This window comes from Aeromonas sp. FDAARGOS 1415 (assembly GCF_019048365.1).
Taxonomy (GTDB): Bacteria; Pseudomonadota; Gammaproteobacteria; order Enterobacterales; family Aeromonadaceae; genus Aeromonas; species Aeromonas taiwanensis.
The window spans coordinates 1,028,490-1,046,759 of sequence record NZ_CP077363.1 but is presented as its reverse complement, the minus strand read 5'-3'; the positions used below and the strand labels follow the sequence as shown (position 1 = coordinate 1,046,759).

20 protein-coding genes are annotated in these 18,270 nt (G+C 63.3%); 15 read left to right on the top strand and 5 right to left on the bottom strand.

Annotated elements, in window-relative coordinates; translation table 11 throughout:
• Window positions 1-69 precede the first annotated feature (69 nt).
• The gene (locus I6L45_RS04995) at window positions 70-669 is read left to right on the top strand and encodes a YhgN family NAAT transporter (protein ID WP_043756783.1); all 600 of its coding nucleotides are present in this window, start codon (window positions 70-72) and stop codon (window positions 667-669) included.
• Between the two features lie 36 nt (window positions 670-705).
• Here I6L45_RS04995 and I6L45_RS04990 read toward each other — a convergent pair whose 3' ends face one another.
• The gene (locus I6L45_RS04990; RefSeq protein ID WP_216983610.1) at window positions 706-1,683 is read right to left on the bottom strand and encodes a LysR substrate-binding domain-containing protein; all 978 of its coding nucleotides are present in this window, start codon (window positions 1,681-1,683) and stop codon (window positions 706-708) included.
• Between the two features lie 293 nt (window positions 1,684-1,976).
• On the opposite strand from I6L45_RS04990, the gene tatA reads away from it, so the two are divergent.
• From tatA to I6L45_RS04975, 3 genes are all read left to right on the top strand, one after another.
• Window positions 1,977-2,141 (top strand): twin-arginine translocase TatA/TatE family subunit, encoded by a 165-nt coding sequence (gene tatA, locus I6L45_RS04985; protein WP_043756790.1) that lies wholly within the window; start codon window positions 1,977-1,979, stop codon window positions 2,139-2,141.
• Window positions 2,142-2,151: 10 nt separating this feature from the next.
• Window positions 2,152-2,454, top strand: a complete 303-nt coding sequence (locus I6L45_RS04980; protein ID WP_216983609.1) for a YfcZ/YiiS family protein — start codon at window positions 2,152-2,154, stop codon at window positions 2,452-2,454.
• Between the two features lie 227 nt (window positions 2,455-2,681).
• Window positions 2,682-4,145, top strand: a complete 1,464-nt coding sequence (locus tag I6L45_RS04975) for a lytic transglycosylase F (RefSeq protein WP_216983608.1) — start codon at window positions 2,682-2,684, stop codon at window positions 4,143-4,145.
• 4 nt (window positions 4,146-4,149) lie between these two features.
• Here I6L45_RS04975 and I6L45_RS04970 read toward each other — a convergent pair whose 3' ends face one another.
• Window positions 4,150-4,311, bottom strand: a complete 162-nt coding sequence (locus tag I6L45_RS04970) for a hypothetical protein (protein ID WP_167576917.1) — start codon at window positions 4,309-4,311, stop codon at window positions 4,150-4,152.
• Between the two features lie 75 nt (window positions 4,312-4,386).
• Between I6L45_RS04970 and I6L45_RS04965 the strand changes: the two genes are divergently transcribed.
• The gene (locus I6L45_RS04965; RefSeq protein WP_216983607.1) at window positions 4,387-5,640 is read left to right on the top strand and encodes a phospholipase D family protein; all 1,254 of its coding nucleotides are present in this window, start codon (window positions 4,387-4,389) and stop codon (window positions 5,638-5,640) included.
• A gap of 470 nt (window positions 5,641-6,110) precedes the next feature.
• Here the strand turns inward: I6L45_RS04965 and I6L45_RS04960 are convergent, their stop codons facing one another.
• Window positions 6,111-7,229 carry a fatty acid desaturase gene (locus tag I6L45_RS04960; RefSeq protein WP_216983606.1) on the bottom strand — a complete coding sequence of 373 codons (1,119 nt, stop codon included), beginning with the start codon at window positions 7,227-7,229 and terminating at the stop codon, window positions 6,111-6,113.
• 149 nt (window positions 7,230-7,378) lie between these two features.
• Between I6L45_RS04960 and fabR the strand changes: the two genes are divergently transcribed.
• Window positions 7,379-7,999, top strand: a complete 621-nt coding sequence (fabR, locus tag I6L45_RS04955; RefSeq protein ID WP_043756803.1) for an HTH-type transcriptional repressor FabR — start codon at window positions 7,379-7,381, stop codon at window positions 7,997-7,999.
• A 19-nt stretch (window positions 8,000-8,018) separates the two neighbouring features.
• Window positions 8,019-8,384, top strand: a complete 366-nt coding sequence (locus I6L45_RS04950) for a YijD family membrane protein (protein ID WP_216983605.1) — start codon at window positions 8,019-8,021, stop codon at window positions 8,382-8,384.
• A gap of 37 nt (window positions 8,385-8,421) precedes the next feature.
• On the opposite strand, the gene I6L45_RS04945 is transcribed toward I6L45_RS04950, so the two are convergent.
• Together I6L45_RS04945 and rsmD are read right to left on the bottom strand one after the other, a co-directional pair.
• The gene (locus I6L45_RS04945; protein WP_043756809.1) at window positions 8,422-8,736 is read right to left on the bottom strand and encodes a DUF1145 domain-containing protein; all 315 of its coding nucleotides are present in this window, start codon (window positions 8,734-8,736) and stop codon (window positions 8,422-8,424) included.
• A 110-nt stretch (window positions 8,737-8,846) separates the two neighbouring features.
• On the bottom strand, window positions 8,847-9,476 hold the full coding sequence (gene rsmD, locus I6L45_RS04940; RefSeq protein WP_043756812.1) for a 16S rRNA (guanine(966)-N(2))-methyltransferase RsmD: 630 nt from the start codon (window positions 9,474-9,476) through the stop codon (window positions 8,847-8,849).
• A gap of 110 nt (window positions 9,477-9,586) precedes the next feature.
• Between rsmD and ftsY the strand changes: the two genes are divergently transcribed.
• The 8 genes from ftsY to hutG all read left to right on the top strand — a co-directional run bounded on the left by ftsY (window position 9,587) and on the right by hutG (window position 18,232).
• Window positions 9,587-11,338, top strand: coding sequence for a signal recognition particle-docking protein FtsY (gene ftsY, locus I6L45_RS04935; protein WP_216983604.1), 1,752 nt, complete (start codon window positions 9,587-9,589; stop codon window positions 11,336-11,338).
• A 129-nt stretch (window positions 11,339-11,467) separates the two neighbouring features.
• The gene (gene ftsE / locus I6L45_RS04930) at window positions 11,468-12,136 is read left to right on the top strand and encodes a cell division ATP-binding protein FtsE (RefSeq protein ID WP_042076158.1); all 669 of its coding nucleotides are present in this window, start codon (window positions 11,468-11,470) and stop codon (window positions 12,134-12,136) included.
• Complete coding sequence (gene ftsX, locus I6L45_RS04925; protein ID WP_005323432.1) at window positions 12,136-13,089, top strand: permease-like cell division protein FtsX; 954 nt, start codon at window positions 12,136-12,138, stop codon at window positions 13,087-13,089. Before ftsE ends, ftsX begins: the two co-directional genes overlap by 1 nt.
• A gap of 452 nt (window positions 13,090-13,541) precedes the next feature.
• Window positions 13,542-14,396 carry an RNA polymerase sigma factor RpoH gene (gene rpoH, locus I6L45_RS04920; RefSeq protein ID WP_043756826.1) on the top strand — a complete coding sequence of 285 codons (855 nt, stop codon included), beginning with the start codon at window positions 13,542-13,544 and terminating at the stop codon, window positions 14,394-14,396.
• Window positions 14,397-14,523: 127 nt separating this feature from the next.
• Window positions 14,524-15,183: a carbonate dehydratase gene (gene can, locus I6L45_RS04915; RefSeq protein ID WP_042076162.1), complete on the top strand. Its 660-nt coding sequence runs from the start codon at window positions 14,524-14,526 to the stop codon at window positions 15,181-15,183.
• A 9-nt stretch (window positions 15,184-15,192) separates the two neighbouring features.
• On the top strand, window positions 15,193-15,897 hold the full coding sequence (hutC, locus tag I6L45_RS04910; protein WP_043756830.1) for a histidine utilization repressor: 705 nt from the start codon (window positions 15,193-15,195) through the stop codon (window positions 15,895-15,897).
• A 156-nt stretch (window positions 15,898-16,053) separates the two neighbouring features.
• Window positions 16,054-17,289, top strand: a complete 1,236-nt coding sequence (gene hutI / locus I6L45_RS04905; protein ID WP_216983603.1) for an imidazolonepropionase — start codon at window positions 16,054-16,056, stop codon at window positions 17,287-17,289.
• Window positions 17,282-18,232: a formimidoylglutamase gene (gene hutG, locus I6L45_RS04900; RefSeq protein WP_216983602.1), complete on the top strand. Its 951-nt coding sequence runs from the start codon at window positions 17,282-17,284 to the stop codon at window positions 18,230-18,232. The genes hutI and hutG overlap by 8 nt, the downstream gene beginning before the upstream one ends.
• Window positions 18,233-18,270: the final 38 nt, after the last annotated feature.

Genomic DNA, 18,270 nt, shown 5'->3' with positions numbered 1-18,270 from the left:
AATCCCGCCACCTTTGTTATATTTCGCCCTCTTTTCCCCTCTTGTTGAAAGGCTCTGCCTGGGCGTTGTATGGACACTTTTTCCGCTGCCGTCATGCTGTTTCTGATCATGGATCCCCTGGGGAACCTGCCGGTCTTCCTCTCGATCCTTCGCCATGTCGATCCCAAGCGGCGGCGCAAGGTGATGATCCGCGAGCTGCTGTTCTCTCTGGTCATCATGATGGGCTTCCTGTTCGCCGGTCAGCAGATCCTGAGCTTCCTCAACCTGCGCCAGGAGGCGGTCAGCATCGCTGGCGGCATCATCCTCTTCCTCATCGCCATCAAGATGATCTTCCCGAGTCCGGGCGGCGTGACCGGGCTGGCGGCGGGGGAGGAACCCTTCCTGGTGCCCATGGCCATCCCCATGATTGCGGGCCCCTCCATCCTGGCCTCCCTGCTGCTGCTGGCGAACCAGGAGCCGACCCGGATGGTGGACTGGTCCCTGGCCCTGTTGATGGCCTGGGGGGCCAGCGCCGTCATCCTGATGTTCTACGAGCTGTTCAACAAGCTGCTGGGTGAGCGAGGACTCACCGCGGTGGAGCGGCTGATGGGCATGCTGCTGGTGATGATCTCGGTGCAGATGCTGCTGGACGGCGTGCACCACTATCTGGCGGTGACGAACCAGAACTGACGAAGCGGGGCTGAGACAGCCCCGTTTTTTTGCGCGTCAGGCGGCACTCTCCACCGCGCTGGTGGGGGACTCCAGCTTGCCCATGATGAGGGTGAGCAGGGTCTCCCGCAGCCAGCGGTGCCCCGGATCCTCCTCGTGGCGCTGATGCCAGATGAGCAGATGGGAGATGCTGTCCAGGGCGATGGGCAGCGGCAGTGGCACCAAGGGGTAGACCTGGGTGGCATGACGGGCATAGAGCCGGGAGAGGGTCACTATCATGTCCGAATGCATGCCCATGCGCAGGGCCGCCTCGAAGGAGGGCACGGTCGCCTCGATCCGGCGGTAGAGATCCTGCTCCGCCAGCTTGTGATCCAGCATCCAGCGATCCCGCCCCTCGCAGTAGGTTTGCACGTGGGGGTAGGCGAGGTAGCGGGCGAGATCCCAGTCGGGCTCGCGCAGGGCCGGGTGATCCCGCTGCACCAGGCAGGTGAGATCGTCGATGGTGAGCAGCCGCTGGCAGATGGCGTTGGGCAGGGTGTCGAGCCGGAAGTCCGAGTTGATGCAGTTTTCCCGCACCGTGAAGGCGATGTCCACCTGACCCTGACTCATCTCGGTCAGGCTGTGCTCGGTCCACTCCTCGTAACGCAGCCGGATACCGGGGGCCTGGCGCTTGAGCTCGCTCAGGTAGAGGGGCGCGAACAGGGTGAAGGCGCTGTCCATGCTGGCGATGACGAACTCCCGCTCCGTGCTGGCCGGATCGAAATCCGGCGGCTGGATCAGGTTGTCCAGGGAGAGCAGTATGGGCTGCAACTGCTGCTGGAGATCCAGGGCGCGGGGGGTGGGGTCCATCCCGTAGGCGGAGCGGACGAACAGGGGATCGTCGAAGGTTTCCCGCAGACGGCCGAGGGCCTTGCTGACGGCAGACTGACTCAGGTGAAGGCGGCGGGCGGCCCGGCTGCCATTGCGCTCTTCCAGCAAGACTTGCAGGATAATCAAGAGATTGAGGTCTATACGCCCCAACTGTTCCAGCAACATGATATGAATCCTCTTCAATTCTTAGATGAATTTATACCATTTGTTTTCATATCTTGGCGATCCTATGCTCAATCCGTCTCTCGCCCTGGTGGCGGCTGGTACAGGATGTAGCGGTTGAGGGGACAAGTAGCACTGATTCATACGGCGACTCCAGGTCGCCGTATTTTTTTGCCTCGAACGTCCGCATCTGAGCGATTTTCCCGCCAACTTGCACCTGCCTTGATTTTGCCCAACAATCGAGGCGCTTTCTTTTGATACAACTTCAGGGTATCTAATCTGTCAGGAGTATCCCTATGGGGCTGGGTGGAATCCATATCTGGCACCTGCTGATCCTGCTCGTCGTCGTGGTGGTGGTGTTTGGCAGCAAACGCCTGGCCGGCGCCGGTGAGGACCTGGGCGCCGCCATCAGAGATTTTCGTAACGCCTTGCGTGACGATGGCAATATCCGGAATAAGTAGGAGTAAACATATGTCTGTAGACGAGAAAGTGGAATTGAACGAGACCTGTGACAGCTGCGGTTGCTTCGCCGAGATCGGGACCATCATCGGCGAGGGTGATGACGTGATGGAGCTGGTGATCGAGGCGGCGGAAGAGACCGATGCCCGCGCCAAGCTGGCGGCCTATGAGGCGCTGGCCCGGCAGGTGACTGCCGAGGCGAAGAGCAGCAGCGAGCTGAGCCAGGGGGCCCACGGTGTGATCCTGAAGGCCCGCCTGCAATTTACCTGCACCGCCGAGAAACTGATCTTCGAGATGCGTGCCCGCTCGCTCTGAGTTCGTGATGAAACGGCAGGCTTGCCTGCCGTATTGCCCCTCCGATAGCCTTCCCCGTTGTATAGTGAGTTATCCCGCGGACGTTCCCGGTGCCAGAGCGGAACGAGCCGATGGGCGGACGCGCGCCCGCACCGCTATGGCCCCAGCCATGGGGCGCAGGCGCCACGGACGTCGTTCTGCTGACGCTTCCCCCGACGCGAGTCGGCCCACGATGAGGTGGCTGGATCATGATACGGCGATGGATCTGGGCCCTGCTGGCCCTCTGCTCTCTCCCCCTGCTGGCGGCGGATCCCGTGCCTCTGTCTGACGCAACGCCTTCACGTGTCCCGGATGTCAAACCCAAGCTCCTGTCCCAGGCCGGGGATCTCGATCACATCCTGGAGAAGAAGGAACTCAGGGCCCTGGTGGTCTATGAGCGGGGCTTCTTCTTTTTCGACAAGGGGGCCCAGTACGGCATCCTGGTCAATCAGCTGCAGGGGTTCGAACGCTGGCTGAACCGGACCTATCTGGCCAAGGATAAACTCAAGCTCAAAATCATCTACATCCCGGTACGCCAGGACAAGTTGCTGGACTACCTCACCGAGGGGCGCGGGGATCTGGTGGCGGCCAACCTGACGGTGACGCCGACCCGGCGCGAGCAGGTGACCTTCTCCCAGCCGCTCATCTCCCCCATCGAGGAGTGGGTGGTGAGCCAGCGGGATCTGCCGGCCTTCAACCGCATCACCCAGCTCTCCGGCCGGCGGATCTGGGTGCGGGCCAGTTCCAGCTATTACGAGAGCCTGCGCCAGCTAAACTGGTTGTTTCGCGAGCTGGGGCTGCCCCCCGTCTACATAGAGACGGTACCCGAGTACCTGCAGGACGGGGACCTGCTGGAGATGGTGGCGGCCGGTATCATCCCGCTGACGGTCACCGACAGCTTCAAGGGGCGGATCTGGCTCGACATGATAGGGGGGCTCAAGGCCCACAGGTTGATCCCGCTGCGGGATCAGGGGCGCAGCGCCTGGGCTCTGCGCAACAACAGCCCGGAGCTGCTCAAGGCGGTGAACGCCTATATTTCGGAGTCGAGCAAGCGCACCCTCTACAGCGACATGACCCTGCGCCGCCTGATGGCGCAGAGCGACCAGATGAGCAACATACTGGCGCCGGATCCCCTGGGCCGCCTGTCGACCATTCGCAAGGTGCTGGAAACCCAGGCCGACAAGTACGGGCTGGACTGGCTGATGCTGGCGGCCCTGGCCTACAAGGAGTCGGGGCTCAACCCCAATGTCCGCTCCCACCGGGGGGCGGTTGGCATCATGCAGCTGCTGCCGAGCACCGGGGGCGAAGTGGGGATCCGCGGCGCCAGGCTCACCAGCCTGGAGGGGAATGTGGAGGCGGCCTGCCGCTACATGCGGCTCATTCTCGATACCTACTTCAACGACCCCGGGATGGACAGGGTCAACCGCCACCTGTTTGCGCTGGCCGCCTACAACGCGGGCCCGAACCGGGTGAAGGCCCTGCAGGCCAAGGCCGGGGAGCGGGGGCTGGATCCCAACGTCTGGTTCGGCAACGTGGAACAGCTGGTGGCCAACGAGGTGGGCCAGGGGCCCATCAACTACGTCGGTACCATCTACAAATACTACGTGGGCTACCGCTTCAGCCTGCCCCAGCTGGAGGGCAAGTCGGAGGCCATCGAGGCGCTGCAACCCTGAACGCTCAATGCCGCCCGGGAAGGCGATCCCCGTGAAGCGGGGGGAGGGGGTCCCAACCCAGATCCTGGTGCTGCAGGTACCAGGGCATCAGCAGCCTGGCGGGGGTCGGGTCCGGCTGGCTGGCCTGGGGGCCCTGGCTGAGAGAGGGGTGGTCGCGCAGTTCCATCATCGGCTCCTTGACACGTGGCGATCGGGGCGGTTGTCTGGGTTATGCCACGACCAGATGACAGGGAGATGACCCTTGCTCACCGCCGACTTCGCCCTGCTGGATAACCCCGGTGACGCCCTCAAGGCCCGTTGCCAGCTAATCCGCCACGCCCGCCACCGGATCCTGGCCCAGTACTACAGCTGGGAGGAAGACGGCAGCGGCAAGCTGCTGCTGGCCGAGTTGATCCGGGCGGCGAGGCGCGGGGTCCGGATCCGGCTGCTCATCGACGACCTCTATGGGGGCGACAACCGCTTCCTGGAGGCGGTGGCGGCAGAGCCCGGCATCGAGGTGCGCCTGTTCAACCCGTTCTGGCTGAGGGGCTGGCGCCCCCTGACCCTGCTGCTGGAGGGGCTGCTGAGCTTTCGGCGCATCAACCACCGCATGCACAACAAGCTGCTGCTGGTGGACGGCTGTCAGGCGGTGATCGGGGGGCGCAACATCGGCGACCGCTACTTCGGTCTCGGCCCCCCCCCCCATTTCATCGATCTGGATCTGCTCTGCCGGGGCCCGCTCTGCCAGCAGGCCGAACAGGGGTTTGACCTGTTCTGGTATAGCCGCTGGAGCCACCCCATCCGGCGCCTGTTGCGGCGCGCCTTGTCGCCCGCCGAGGTCACGGTGCTGAACGACTTCCTGCTGACCCTGAGCGAGCCGGCGGTGGCTGCCGTCTACGATCTGCCCGCCAGCCTGTTCGACGACGAACCTGTCTCCCTGCGCTGGCACCCCGGGCGGGGGGAGTGCTGGTTTGACCGGCCCGGCAAGGGGCTGGTCTCCCGGCCCGCCACGGCGCCCCTGCTGGGGCGCAAGCTGGGCGGTAATCTGGGGGATCTCAGGTTGGTGAGCCCTTACCTGATCCTGACCCGGAGCCTGCGCCGCCAGCTCAGGGCGCAGCGCAGGGCGGGGGTCGGCATCGAGATCCTGACCAACTCCCTGGCCAGCACGGACGTCCCCCTGGTGTATGGCGCCTATCGGCGTCACCGCCCCTGGCTCGAGCGCCAGGGGATAGCGCTGTTCGAGCTGGTGGGGGAGGAGGTCAGCCTGCACGCCAAGCTGATCCTGATGGGGCGGGAGGAGGCGCTGCTCGGCAGCTTCAACCTGGACCCCCGCTCCCTGATGCTCAACACCGAGCTGATGCTGCACCTCAGGTGCCCGGTGCTGTGCGACGAGTTGCAGCAACTCATCGATGGCTGGTTGCAGCAGGCCGTTCACCCGGTGGCGGCGTCCCCCTCTGCATGGCGGCGGCTGCTGGCGCAATTGAGCGATTGGTTACCGTTGCACCGCTGGCTGTGAGGGGAGCAGGGCTTGTGCGAGATCTCGCAAAGCCTTGTGCGCCTTCGAAGACAACGTTTGCCATCCAAAATCGGGTGGGGATTTTATCGTATTGTTTTTAATCGGTTTATCTCTTGAGGCTGGCGATGCGATCGCCACCAGGTCTCCATGGCGGGCCGGATAAAGCGGTTTTTTATTTTATTGAACTGCGTAGTATTTCGGTTGCAAGGACAAACACGGCGGCTGGTCTGCCGTGTGGGTGAAAGCAGCAGGGGAAATGGGCTGGCCGGATTGCTTCGGCTGGCAGCGCGGATCGGGAGCGGAAACCCGAGAGGCACAACGGCTCCCCGTCGTTGCCGGATCCCAATATGGAACATGCTATTTGCGAGGGGGTGACATGCGAATGTCGCCCCATTTTTTTATGCCCGCTTCCAGCCGGGACCAATGAAAAGACCGCCCGGAGGCGGTCTTGTCGGCAAGGCGTTCCGACGTCAGGCAATGCCGGCCAGGAGGCGGCTCCAGTTGCGTTTGCTGGCGAGGAAGCCATCGCGCAGCGTGCGATACTCCAGTTGCAGCTTGAGCCTGTCGTAGCGTGCCATGGCTGTGCGCTTGCGCTGCTCCAGCAGGGACTTGCGACTGGCGTAGTAGTGCTGTATCTGCAGGCTCAGCTTGTCGTACTCCTCCTGCAGCAGCGCCTGCCACCGCTCCCTGTCCTCTCCCCTGTGCAGCCTTGCCTGGGCGCGCTTGAGCTGCATCTCCAGCCTGGCCTGCTCGATGCGCTCCTCCGGGCAGGATCTCAGGTCCTTCGCCAGACCGCACCAGGCGGCGCTGCGAATGAGCCACTTGGTGGGATCGAACTGCCACCAGTGAATGCCGTTGCGATAGTCGTTCTCGAACAGGTGGTGGAAGTTGTGGTACCCCTCGCCGAAGGTGAAGAAGGCCAGGATGCCGTTGTCCCGGGCGCTGTTGCGATCGGTGAAGGGCTGGCTGCCCCAGATGTGGGCCAGGGAGTTGATGAAGAAGGTGGTGTGGTGGGTCATCACCATGCGCAGCACTCCGGCCAGCAACAGCATGCCGAGCAGATCGCCGTGGACGAGCCCCAGCAGCAGCGGGATGCCGATGTTGGTGGCCAGGGTCAGCGCCAGATAGTGCCTGTGCTGGAAGGCGACGACGGGGTTGTTCTGCAGATCCCGCACATTGGTGTAGTCGTGGTAGATGTCGCGCTGGTATTCCCGCAGCATCCAGCCGATGTGGGAGAACCAGAATCCGCGGCCCGCGCTGTAGGGATCCTTGTGGTTGTCGTCCACGTGGCGATGGTGGCGACGGTGATCGGACGACCAGTGCAGCGCCGAGTTTTGCAGGGCGAGGGCCCCGCCGATGGCGAAGATCCATTGCAGGATAGGGTGCGCCTTGTAGGCCTTGTGGGACCAGAGCCTGTGGTAGCCGGCGGTGATGGAGATGCCGCAATAGCAGAACAGCAGCAGGAAGCTGCCCCACTGCCAGAGGTCATAGCCATGGGTCATGCCGTACCAGGGCACGGCGATCAGTGCGGTCAGCCCGGAGAGGGCAAACAGCAGGGTGTTGGTCATGATGATCGGGGGGCGTTCCATCTCACTCGGTTCCTTTCAGCGAACAGCTGTTCACTATTCTCCATTGAGCCGGAATGCGGGTCAATGGTAAAAAAGTCGGAGACAAACCTGATCCCGCCCCTCCCTTCGGGTTATCATCTGGCCTCGCTCATCTCAAGGTGACAGTTTTCGTGGGTATTCGCGCGCAACAAAAAGAAAAGACCCGGCGTACGCTGATCGAGGCGGCGTTCAGTCAACTCTGTGCCAACCGCAGCTTCTCCAACCTCAGCCTGCGGGAAGTGGCCAGGGAGGCGGGCATAGCGCCGACCTCCTTCTATCGTCACTTCCGCGACATGGAGGAGCTGGGGCTGACCCTGGTGGACGAGGGTGGCCTGACCCTGCGTCAGCTGATGCGCCAGGCGCGCCAGCGCATCGCCGGTGGCGGCAGCGTCATCAGCACCTCGGTGCAGACCTTCATGGAATTCGTCGAAAACAACCCGAACATCTTCCGCTTGCTGCTGCGCGAGCGCTCCGGCACCTCGGCGGCGTTCCGCCAGGCGGTGGCCCGGGAGATCCAGCACTTCATCGCCGAGCTGACCGACTATCTGGAGGCCACCACGGAGGCGCCACGGGAAGAGGCCTACATCCAGGCCGAGGCCATGGTGACCATCGTCTTCAGTGCCGGTGCCGATGCCCTCGACATGACCAGTGAAGAGTGTCGGGCCCTGTCGGAGCGCACTATCAGCCAGCTGCGGATGATCGCCATGGGCGCCGAGGTACAGAACCGCAAGCGTCGCGAATCACTCTCTTAACGCAAGGATGGACAGCCCCATGCACGAACCGACCCCGATCCCGAAGAAGCCCCTGTTACTGGCCCTGCTGATAGGCATCTGCGGCGATGCTTTCTTCGCGGTGGTGACCGAATCCGTGGTGCCTTTCTCCTTCTTCCCCCTGATCGCCCTGCTGCTGGCGGCCAGCCAGCTCTATCAGTACTACCGTCAGGAGCCCATGGTGGGCAATACCCCCAGCTGCATCCTGCTCTGTTTCTTCATCGGCGCGTTCGGCCACTCTGCCCTGATCAAGGTGCAGTACCCCGAGCTTGGCAGCAACTTCTTCTCCCTCATCGCCATGCTGTTGCTGCTCGCCGTGCTCTCCATCAGGCTCGGGATCAGCCTCGGAAAAACAACGAAGGAGTGACGTGTCACTCCTTCTGGTCAGGCATGGCGGCTCGACGCTAGTCGACCCTGGGCGGGTTCTCGCCCTTCTGTCTGGCGTCTATGATGGCCTGCAGCTTGGCGCGGATCTCCATCATGCCGAACACGCCGAAGATCAACACCTGGGTGAACTCCAGGCGCGTGACCGCGAAGTAGGGTTTGCAGGCCGCCTTGATCATGCTCGCCTGTACCCAGTGCATCAGTATCACGATGACGCCGCAGACCGGCAGGAAGCCGTTCAGCTTGCCGGGCAGGGTGCCCAGCAGGGCGAGCGCCACGCCGAACCAGAAGAACAGCAACACCCCCATCGCCAACAGATTAAACACCCGCTTCATCACCTACCTCCCGTACATAGAGTTGATGGCAGACCTGATGTGATTGACCTGCCTGTCCTTGAGTCGTTGTCCAGATTGACGGGGAGGGGCACTGCGCCCATCTCCCCCCTTTAAACTGCTGCGTCATTTTTGGTGTCCCGCAGATAGAGCTGATAGCAGACCTGACCGGCCTGCTTGTCCTTGAGTAATTGCCAGCTGGCGGGCAGGGCCAGATCGGCCATCTCCTTTTCCCGCTCCAGATAGATGAGGGCGTCTGGCGCCAGCCAGCCGCGCTGCTCCAGCAGGTCGCACACCTGGGGCAGCAGCTCGCGGCGAAACGGCGGATCCAAGAACACCAGATCGAAGGGGGTGACCGGGCCTTGTAGCCAGCTCACCGCATCGGCCTGGATCACCTGGCCCTGGCTGCTGCCGAGCACGGCCAGATTCTTCTTGATCTGGTCGGCGGCGCCCTTGTCCATCTCGATCAGGGTCACCTGCTCGGCGTAACGGGACAGAGCCTCCAGCCCCAGGCCGCCGCTGCCGGCAAACAGATCGAGGCAGCGGGCACCGCGCACATGGGGCGCCAGCCAGTTGAAGATGGTTTCCTTGACGCGATCCGTGGTGGGTCTGAGACCTTCCACATCCCTGACCGGCAGTTTGCGACCCTTCCACTGGCCGCTGATGATTCTTACCACGCCCGCTCGCCCCTGGGGGGCCGGGCTCTTGCTCGGGCTGCTACGGCTGGATTTCACTCTGGGCATCGCGTTTCGTCGTCAGAAAATAAAGTGATAGTATAAGGCGGTTCATTTTTATGCCGACCCGCCGAGGGACGGCTATCTTAGCAGTCAGCCTTTGATGTGAGTATTTTTAGATGGCAAAAGGTTTGTTTTCCTGGCTGGGTTTCGGCCGCAAGAAAGAAGAGGCTGAGGCCGTCCAACCACAGACACCCCAAGCCACCCCTGAGTCCGAAGTCGCGACCAGCCCTGCCCCCGTTTCCGATACCGTGCAGCCCGAGGCTGTCGAGACGCCGGCCAGCGCACAGAATGCTGGTGTGCAAGAGGAGTGCGCCCCCTCCGCCGAGCTGGATGACCACGGTCCCGTAGTGGTCGAGGAGTGTGCGTCCGAGCTGGAGCCGGTGATCGTCAATGACGCCCTGCTGGCCGAGGAAGAGGCCCGTCTTGCCGCCGAAGCCCGCGCCGCTGAAGAGGCTCGTGTTGCCGCCGAGGCTCGCGCCGCGGAAGAGGCGCGTCTCGCCGCCGAAGCTCGCGCCGCAGAAGAGGCTCGTCTTGCCGCCGAGGCCCGTGCCGCGGAAGAGGCCCGCATTGCCGCCAAAGCCCGCGCCGCGGAAGAAGCCCGTCTGGCCGCCGAAGCCCGCGCCGCAGAAGAGGCCCGTCTGGCCGCCGAGGCTCGCGCCGCGGAAGAGGCCCGTCTTGCCGCCGAAGCCCGCGCCGCGGAAGAAGCCCGTCTTGCCGCCGAGGCTCGCGCCGCGGAAGAGGCCCGTGTTGCTGCCGAGGCTCAGGCCGCGGAAGAAGCGCGTATTGCCGCCGAAGCTCAGGCAGCCGAGGAAGCCCGTCTCGCCAAAGAGGCCCAGCGCGCGGAAGATCTGCGCCTGGTCGCCGAGATGGAGGCGGAGGCCGCCGCCCTGGCTGCCCTGCCGCTGGCCGCGGCCGTGGACGACGACACCCAGGACAAGCCGCAGCGTGAGGGCTTCTTTGCCCGTCTCAAGCGCAGCCTGGTACGCACCAAGGAGAACATCGGTTCCGGTTTCTTCGGCCTGTTCCGTGGCAAGAAGATCGATGACGATCTGTTCGAGGAGCTGGAGACCCAGCTACTGACCGCGGATCTCGGCGTGGACACCACCAGCCGCATCATCGAGGGTCTGGTGCAGCACGCGGATCGCAAGCAACTCAAGGACGCCGAGGCGCTCTACGGCCTACTCAAGCAGGACATGGGTGCCATGCTGGCCAAGGTGGAGCAGCCCCTGGTCATCGACACCAGCAAGAAGCCCTATGTGATCCTGATGGTCGGCGTGAACGGCGTCGGCAAGACCACCACCATCGGCAAGCTGGCCAAACAGTTCCAGGCCGAGGGCAAGAGCGTGATGCTGGCCGCTGGCGACACCTTCCGCGCCGCCGCCGTCGAGCAGCTGCAGGTGTGGGGTCAGCGCAACAACATTCCGGTGATCGCCCAGCACACCGGTGCCGACTCCGCCTCCGTCATCTTTGACGCCATCGAGGCTGCCCGCTCACGCGGCGCCGACGTGCTGATCGCCGACACCGCCGGCCGCCTGCAGAACAAGAGCAACCTGATGGAGGAGCTCAAGAAGGTGGTGCGGGTGATGAAGAAGCTCGACGAGGAAGCGCCGCACGAGATCATGCTGACCCTGGATGCGGGCACCGGCCAGAACGCCCTGAGCCAGGCCAAGCTGTTCAGCGAGGCGGTGGGCCTGACCGGCATCACCCTCACCAAGCTGGATGGGACCGCCAAGGGGGGCGTCATCTTCGCGGTGGCCGACAAGTTCCAGATCCCGATCCGCTACATCGGGGTGGGCGAGGGGATCGACGATCTGCGCCCCTTCGTGGCCAACGACTTTATCGAGGCGCTTTTCAGTCGCGATGAGTAAGGCCGTCACTTGAGTGAAGGCATCCCGTCGGTTCGATTAACCGCAAAGTGGCGTAATCGGATGTTCGCGATCTGAGCCCCAATACATGCCCCGACCCAGGTCGGGGCTTGTCACTGTCAGGGAACCGTTATGATTCGTTTTGACAAGGTCAGCAAGGTATACAGCGGTGGCCACCAGGCGCTGCAGAAGGTCAGTTTTCACCTGCGCAAGGGGGAGATGGCCTTCCTGACCGGCCACTCGGGGGCGGGCAAGAGCACCCTGCTCAAGCTCATCAGCGTGATGGAGCGCCCGACCGACGGCCGCGTCTTCTTCCACGGCGATGACGTCAGCCACATCCAGCGCAGCCAGATCCCCTATGTGCGGCGCCAGATCGGCATGATCTTCCAGGATCACCGCCTGTTGATGGACCGCACCGTGTTCGACAACGTGGCCCTGCCCCTGGTCATCGACGGCTACAGCCACGCCGACATCAACAAGCGGGTGGCGGCGGCGCTCGACAAGGTGGGCCTGCTAGGCAAGGAGCGTTACCAGCCGCGCATGCTCTCCGGCGGGGAGCAGCAGCGGGTCGGCATCGCCCGCGCCATCGTCAACAAGCCGCCACTCTTGCTGGCGGATGAACCGACCGGCAACCTGGATCCCCAGCTCTCCATGGACATCATGCGCCTGTTCGAGGAGTTCAACCGTTTCGGCGTCTCCGTGCTGATCGCCACCCACGATCTGGGGCTGATTGCCCGCATGCGCTATCGCACCCTGACCCTCAAGGCAGGGCGTATGTATTCGTCCGGGGAGGAGCTCTGATGGCTATTGTTCGTCATAAACAGCCGCCGTTGCGTCGTTTGATGATGTATGGCGTGGACCACGTGCGCCAGGCCTTTGCCAGCCTGGGAGAGCTGTGGCGCAATCCGCTCGCCTCCCTGATGACCCTGGCCGTGCTGGGGGTGAGCCTGGCGCTGCCCTCCTGCTTCCACGTGCTGCTGAAGAACGCCGAGGTGGTGGAGGGGAGCTGGCAGACCAGCTCCCAGATCTCCCTCTATCTGCGCAAGGATCTGCCGGAACAAAGCATCCTCGACATGAAGCAGCGGATCCTGCTCTACCCCGAGGTGGAGTCCGTCACCTATATGAACCGGGATGAGGCGCTCAAGGAGTTTCGCGAGATCTCCGGCTTCGGCGATGCCCTGGATTACCTCGACAGCAACCCGCTGCCGCCGGTACTGAGCGTGATCCCGGATCCGCGCTGGCAGAACCCGGAAGGGGCCGCCGAGCTGCTCGCCAAGCTGGAGAACGAACCCGGCATCGAGCAGGGCAAGCTGGACCTGCAGTGGCTGACGCGGCTGCAGGGGATCATGAACCTGCTGCGCCACACCATCACGGGGATCGCCGTGCTGCTGCTCTCCGCCGTGCTCTTGATCGTCGGCAACACCCTCAGGCTGAATATCCTGAACCAGCGCTCCGAGATCGAGGTGCTCAAGCTGGTGGGGGCGACCGATGCCTTCATCCACCGTCCCTTCCTCTATACCGGCATCTGGTTCGGTGTCATCGGTGGCATGCTGGCCTGGTGGCTGACCGAGGTGATGGTGATCTGGAGCGAGGGGGTGGTGAAGGAGCTGGCGGGACTTTACAACAGCAACTTCCGGCTGGTGGGGATGGGGGCGTTCGACGGCTTCAACCTCATACTGCTCGGGGCCTTGCTGGGGTTGATCGCCTCCTGGTTTTCGGTCCACAGGCATATTCGCGACATCGAACCTTCCTGATGAATTTACCAGCAGTGCAAAGCACTGGATTTTGAGAACTGGATCAAGTAAAAGAGTGGCCCGTTTCTGGCAAGGCCCACTTTCTCGGGGTAATCTGAATTGTACCTGAATCATCAGGCGCTTCTCCGAGTCTTGGGAACCTTCCAATTTGTTAGCGGTCTACTAGTTCGACAAATTTATACGGGTATGGCCCCTATGCCTTGCTCGTCTGACTTGGCAAGCATGTGAAGGTTGCGAGCTCCGCAACAATGGACTTAGCATGCTACTTTTCGGGGGTCCTTCACTGTGACCCCTTTTTTTTGATTGTTCATTTATGATTCATGGCGTCAGCCTAAGATAGGCCGGGTTCATGCTGGGGTTATGTATGATGCAGCCCGCAGAATGATACCTGGTCGGTAGACACGTCTTCTCAGGGTGTTAGACTGATTCGATTGAAAAGTAAGAGGTAGAACATGGGAACTTCATTGCAGCGCACTATGGCTCTGATTCCGCAAGGTAGTCTGGAAGGCTATATCCAGGCCGTCAACTCGATCCCTGTGCTGAGCGCAGAGGAAGAGCGCGAACTGGCGATGCGTTTGCAGCAGGACGGTGATCTCGAGGCTGCCCGCCAGCTGGTCATGTCACATCTGCGTTTTGTCGTTCACGTGGCCAAGAGCTACTCCGGCTATGGCCTGCCTCAGGCCGATCTGGTGCAGGAAGGCAACATCGGCCTGATGAAGGCGGTCAAGCGCTTCGACCCGAGTGTCGGTGTGCGCCTGGTCTCCTTCGCCGTGCACTGGATCAAGGCCGAGATCCACGAATACGTGCTGCGCAACTGGCGCATGGTCAAGGTGGCGACCACCAAGGCCCAGCGCAAGCTGTTCTTCAACCTGCGCAAGTCCAAGAAGCGTCTGGGCTGGCTGAACCACGAAGAGGTGCAGGCCGTGGCCGCAGACCTCGGGGTTTCCGCCGCGGACGTCACCGAGATGGAAGCGCGCATGAGCAATTACGATCAGGCCTTCGATCTGGTCGGTGACGATGAAGACGAGGGTGGCTTCGCACCTGTGCACTATCTGGAAGACAAGTCTTCTGATCTCGCCGCCACCATCGAGAACGACAACTGGGACAGCCATGCCACCCGTCGTCTGAGTGCGGCCATGGCCACTCTGGACGAGCGCAGCCAGCACATCATCCGTGCCCGCTGGCTGGATGAAGAGAGCAAGACCACCCTGCAGGAGCTGGCCGACAACTACGGCGTCTCCGCGGAGCGGGTCCGCCAGCTCGAGAAAAACGCGCTGAAGAAGCTGAAAGATGCGATGGATGCCTGAGGGCTTCCGCCGAGATTAAGCAGGGCCTGATGGCCCTGTTTTTGTTTCACGGGGAGCTGGTCGGCCTTGCCTTGGTTACCCTTGTGTATGGTATGTTGCCGCCACTGCCACAGTAGGGAGAGCAGAAGTGAAACTGTTGAACGACCTGTTTACCAATAACCGCGAGTGGGCGGAACGGATCAAGGCCGAGGATCCCAATTTCTTCGCTACCCTGTCCGCCCAGCAGGCCCCCGAGTATCTCTGGATCGGCTGCTCCGACAGCCGGGTGCCCGCCAACCAGCTGATGGGGCTGCTGCCGGGGGATGTCTTCGTCCACCGCAACGTTGCCAACCTGGTGGTGCACACCGATTTCAACTGCCTCTCCGTGCTACAATACGCGGTGGAAGTGCTCAAGGTGAAGCACATCATCGTCTGCGGCCACTATGGCTGCGGCGGCGTCAAGGCGGCGATGCAGAACCAGGAGCTGGGCCTCATCGACAACTGGCTGCGCAACATCAAGGACGTCTACTTCAAGTATGGCGAAGAGCTTGAGGCCATCGAAGACGAGCACGAGCGCTTCGACTACCTGTGCGAGCTGAACGTGGCCGAGCAGGTAGCCAATGTTTGCCACACCACCATCATCCAGAATGCCTGGCGCAAGGGTCAGGAGCTGGCGGTGCACGGCTGGATCTATGGCATCAAGGACGGCCTGCTGCACGATCTCGATCTCTGCATCAGCGGTCCGGACCAGATCCCGGACGTCTACCGCGCCTGGCCGGACATGCGTCCGCCCCACCGCCGTCGCTGAGGCGCCTAGGTGGCCCCCGCACTCTACCTGCAGATAAAGCAGCACATCCTGGACGGGATCCGCGAACGCCACTACCAGGCGGGAGACAGGATCCCGACCGAAGCCGCCCTGTGCGAGCAGTTTGCCGTGAGCCGGATGACGGTCAACAAGGCGCTGCGTGAACTGGTGGCCGAGGGCTGGCTGGTGCGCACCGCCGGATCCGGCAGCTTCGTGGCCGACAGGCGCACCGAGTCGCCGCTGCTGGCCATACGCAACATCGCCGACGAGATCGCCGAGCGGGGCAGCCAGTACAGTGCACGCGTGATCCGCCTGCAACGCCAGGCCGCCGACGAGAAGGTAGCGGTGCGTCTGGGCCTGCGGGTGGGTGCGCCCACCTTTCACAGCCTCATCGTCCACCAGGCCGACGGGGAGCCGCTGCAGCTGGAGGAGCGCTTCGTCGATGCGGAGCGCCTGCCGGACTACGGCGAGCAGGACTTTACCCAGCAGACGCCGAACAGCTATCTGATGGAAGTCTGCCCCCTCTCCGAGATGGAACACGTGGTGGAGGCAGTGCTGCCGAGCGCAGGGGAAGCCGGATTGCTGCAGGTACGGGTCGATACCCCCTGCCTGCTGCTGCACCGGCGCACCTGGTCGGATGGCTACCTGGTCTCCTATGCCAGGCTGCTCTCGCCGGGCTCCCGCTACAAGCTGAGTTCCAAGACGCGCCTCGCATGATTGTATATACAAATTAAGCATTTAAAAGCCCACCCCTCGGTGGGCTTTTTTGTGTTTAAACTCTAATGAAGCCGCTGTTATCAAGATGTGAACTTGATCCTTTCTTTCTCGTCAGAGATCGGCTATAAATTATTGTATATACATTTAGAGGTCGGTATGAACAAGGAACTGTTGAACTGCGAGCGGGTCTGGCTCAACGTGACACCCGCCACCCTGCGCTCCGATCTGGCGGACTACGGTCTGCTGGAGCCCCACGCCCTCGGCGTGAAAGAGGGGCGGATCCACGCCATGGTCCCCATGCAGGATCTCAAGGGGCCCTATCCCGCCCACTGGCGCGACATGAAGGGCAGGCTGGTGACCCCCGGCCTCATCGACTGCCATACCCACCTCATCTTCGCGGGCAGCCGCGCCGAAGAGTTCGAGCTGCGCCAGAAAGGCGTGCCCTATGCGGAGATCGCCCGCAAGGGGGGTGGCATCCTCTCCACCGTCAGGGCCACCCGCGCGGCCAGCGAGGAGCAGCTCTACGATCTGGCCCTGCCGCGGATCAAGTCCCTGATCCGGGAAGGGGTCACCACGGTGGAGATCAAGTCCGGCTACGGGCTGACTCTGGCGGACGAGCTCAAGATGCTGCGGGTCGCCCGCCGTCTGGGCGACGCCCTGCCCATCCGGGTCAGGACCACCCTGCTGGCGGCCCATGCGGTGCCGCCGGAGTATCGGGACGATCCCGACTCCTGGGTCGAGACCATCTGCCAGGAGATCATCCCGGCAGCGGCCGAAGAAGGGCTGGCCGATGCGGTAGACGTCTTCTGCGAGCACATCGGCTTCTCCCTGGCCCAGACCGAGCAGGTCTATCTGGCGGCGGCCCAGTACGATCTCGCGGTGAAGGGGCACATGGATCAGCTCTCCAACCTGGGGGGCAGCACCCTGGCCGCCAACTTCGGTGCCCTCTCGGTGGACCATCTGGAATACCTGGATCAGGACGGCATCCAGGCGCTGGCCCATCGCGGGGTGGTCGCTACCCTGCTGCCCACCGCCTTCTACTTCCTGAAAGAGACCAAGCTGCCACCGGTGGAGGCCCTGCGCCGTGCCGGTGTGCCCATGGCGGTCTCCTCCGACATCAACCCGGGTACGGCCCCCATCGTCTCCCTGCGCATGGCCATGAACATGGCCTGCACCCTGTTCGGCCTGACCCCGGTGGAGGCCATGGCCGGTGTGACCCGCCACGCCGCCCGGGCGCTCGGCGAGCAGGAGCGCCTGGGACAGCTGAGAGTGGGCATGCAGGCCGATTTTCTCATCTGGAATTGCGGCCATCCGGCCGAACTCAGCTACCTCATCGGCGTCGATCAGCTGGTGAGCCGGGTACTCAACGGCGAGGAGACGCTCCATGGATAAGTGCAACCCGGTCGACATGTCGGTCTGGCAGGGTCGCCAGGATCCGGAAGACGGCGCTCTGGCCCTGCGCTGGCACGACAAGGTGCAACCCTGGCAGGGACGGGGTGAACCCGGCGTGGTACTGCTCGGCTTCGCCTGTGACGAAGGGGTGCGCCGCAACAAGGGGCGTGTCGGCGCCGCCGGTGCACCGCTGGCGGTGCGCAAGCTGCTCGCCAACAGCGCCTGGCACCTGGACCAGCCCGTCTATGACGGCGGCGACGTGCGCTGCGAGGACGGGGATCTCGACGCCGCCCACGGCCGGTTGGCCGAGCGGGTCGCCGCTGCCCTGGAACAGGGCCAGTTCCCGCTGGTGCTGGGGGGCGGCCACGAGGTGGCTTTCGGCAGCTGGAGCGGCCTTAACCGCCACCTTCTGCAACAGAACGCTGGCCGTGGCAAGGTCGGAATCATCAACTTCGACGCTCACTTCGATCTGCGCATGAAACAGGAGCAGGCGAGTTCCGGCACCCCCTTCTACCAGATCGCCGAGCAGTGCGCGGCCCAGGGCTCGGTGTTCCATTACGCCTGCCTCGGGGTCGCCGAGACCGCCAACACCGCGGCGCTGTTTGCCCGCGCCGAGGCGCTGGGGGTGTGGCACATGCTGGACGAGGCCATGACCCAGGCCGATCTGCCGGTGCTGCTGGCGGGGCTGGATGCCTTCATTGCCCGCTGTGACCATCTCTATCTGACCATCGATCTGGACGTGCTGCCCGCCGCCGTGATGCCGGGGGTGAGCGCTCCCGCCGCCCGCGGCGTGGAGCTGGCCGTCATCGAACCCCTGATCGCCCATATCCGGGCCAGCGGCAAGCTCAGGCTCGCCGATCTGGCCGAGTACAACCCGAACCTGGATCAGGACAACCGCAGTGCCCGCGTGGCCGCGCGCCTGGTCCACCAGTTGACCAAGTAGCGGCGCACCGCGCCGCCTGACCGTATCGATAAACAAGG

Bases quoted from the DNA above. Each gene is read 5' to 3' on its own strand.
- I6L45_RS04995 (WP_043756783.1), top strand. From the start codon at position 70: ATGGACACTTTTTCCGCTGCCGTCATGCTGTTTCTGATCATGGATCCC.
- I6L45_RS04990 (WP_216983610.1), bottom strand. From the start codon at position 1,683: ATGTTGCTGGAACAGTTGGGGCGTATAGACCTCAATCTCTTGATTATC.
- tatA (WP_043756790.1), top strand. From the start codon at position 1,977: ATGGGGCTGGGTGGAATCCATATCTGGCACCTGCTGATCCTGCTCGTC.
- I6L45_RS04980 (WP_216983609.1), top strand. From the start codon at position 2,152: ATGTCTGTAGACGAGAAAGTGGAATTGAACGAGACCTGTGACAGCTGC.
- I6L45_RS04975 (WP_216983608.1), top strand. From the start codon at position 2,682: ATGATACGGCGATGGATCTGGGCCCTGCTGGCCCTCTGCTCTCTCCCC.
- I6L45_RS04970 (WP_167576917.1), bottom strand. From the start codon at position 4,311: ATGGAACTGCGCGACCACCCCTCTCTCAGCCAGGGCCCCCAGGCCAGC.
- I6L45_RS04960 (WP_216983606.1), bottom strand. From the start codon at position 7,229: ATGGAACGCCCCCCGATCATCATGACCAACACCCTGCTGTTTGCCCTC.
- I6L45_RS04950 (WP_216983605.1), top strand. From the start codon at position 8,019: ATGCACGAACCGACCCCGATCCCGAAGAAGCCCCTGTTACTGGCCCTG.
- I6L45_RS04945 (WP_043756809.1), bottom strand. From the start codon at position 8,736: ATGAAGCGGGTGTTTAATCTGTTGGCGATGGGGGTGTTGCTGTTCTTC.
- rsmD (WP_043756812.1), bottom strand. From the start codon at position 9,476: ATGCCCAGAGTGAAATCCAGCCGTAGCAGCCCGAGCAAGAGCCCGGCC.
- ftsY (WP_216983604.1), top strand. From the start codon at position 9,587: ATGGCAAAAGGTTTGTTTTCCTGGCTGGGTTTCGGCCGCAAGAAAGAA.
- ftsE (WP_042076158.1), top strand. From the start codon at position 11,468: ATGATTCGTTTTGACAAGGTCAGCAAGGTATACAGCGGTGGCCACCAG.
- ftsX (WP_005323432.1), top strand. From the start codon at position 12,136: ATGGCTATTGTTCGTCATAAACAGCCGCCGTTGCGTCGTTTGATGATG.
- rpoH (WP_043756826.1), top strand. From the start codon at position 13,542: ATGGGAACTTCATTGCAGCGCACTATGGCTCTGATTCCGCAAGGTAGT.
- hutI (WP_216983603.1), top strand. From the start codon at position 16,054: ATGAACAAGGAACTGTTGAACTGCGAGCGGGTCTGGCTCAACGTGACA.
- hutG (WP_216983602.1), top strand. From the start codon at position 17,282: ATGGATAAGTGCAACCCGGTCGACATGTCGGTCTGGCAGGGTCGCCAG.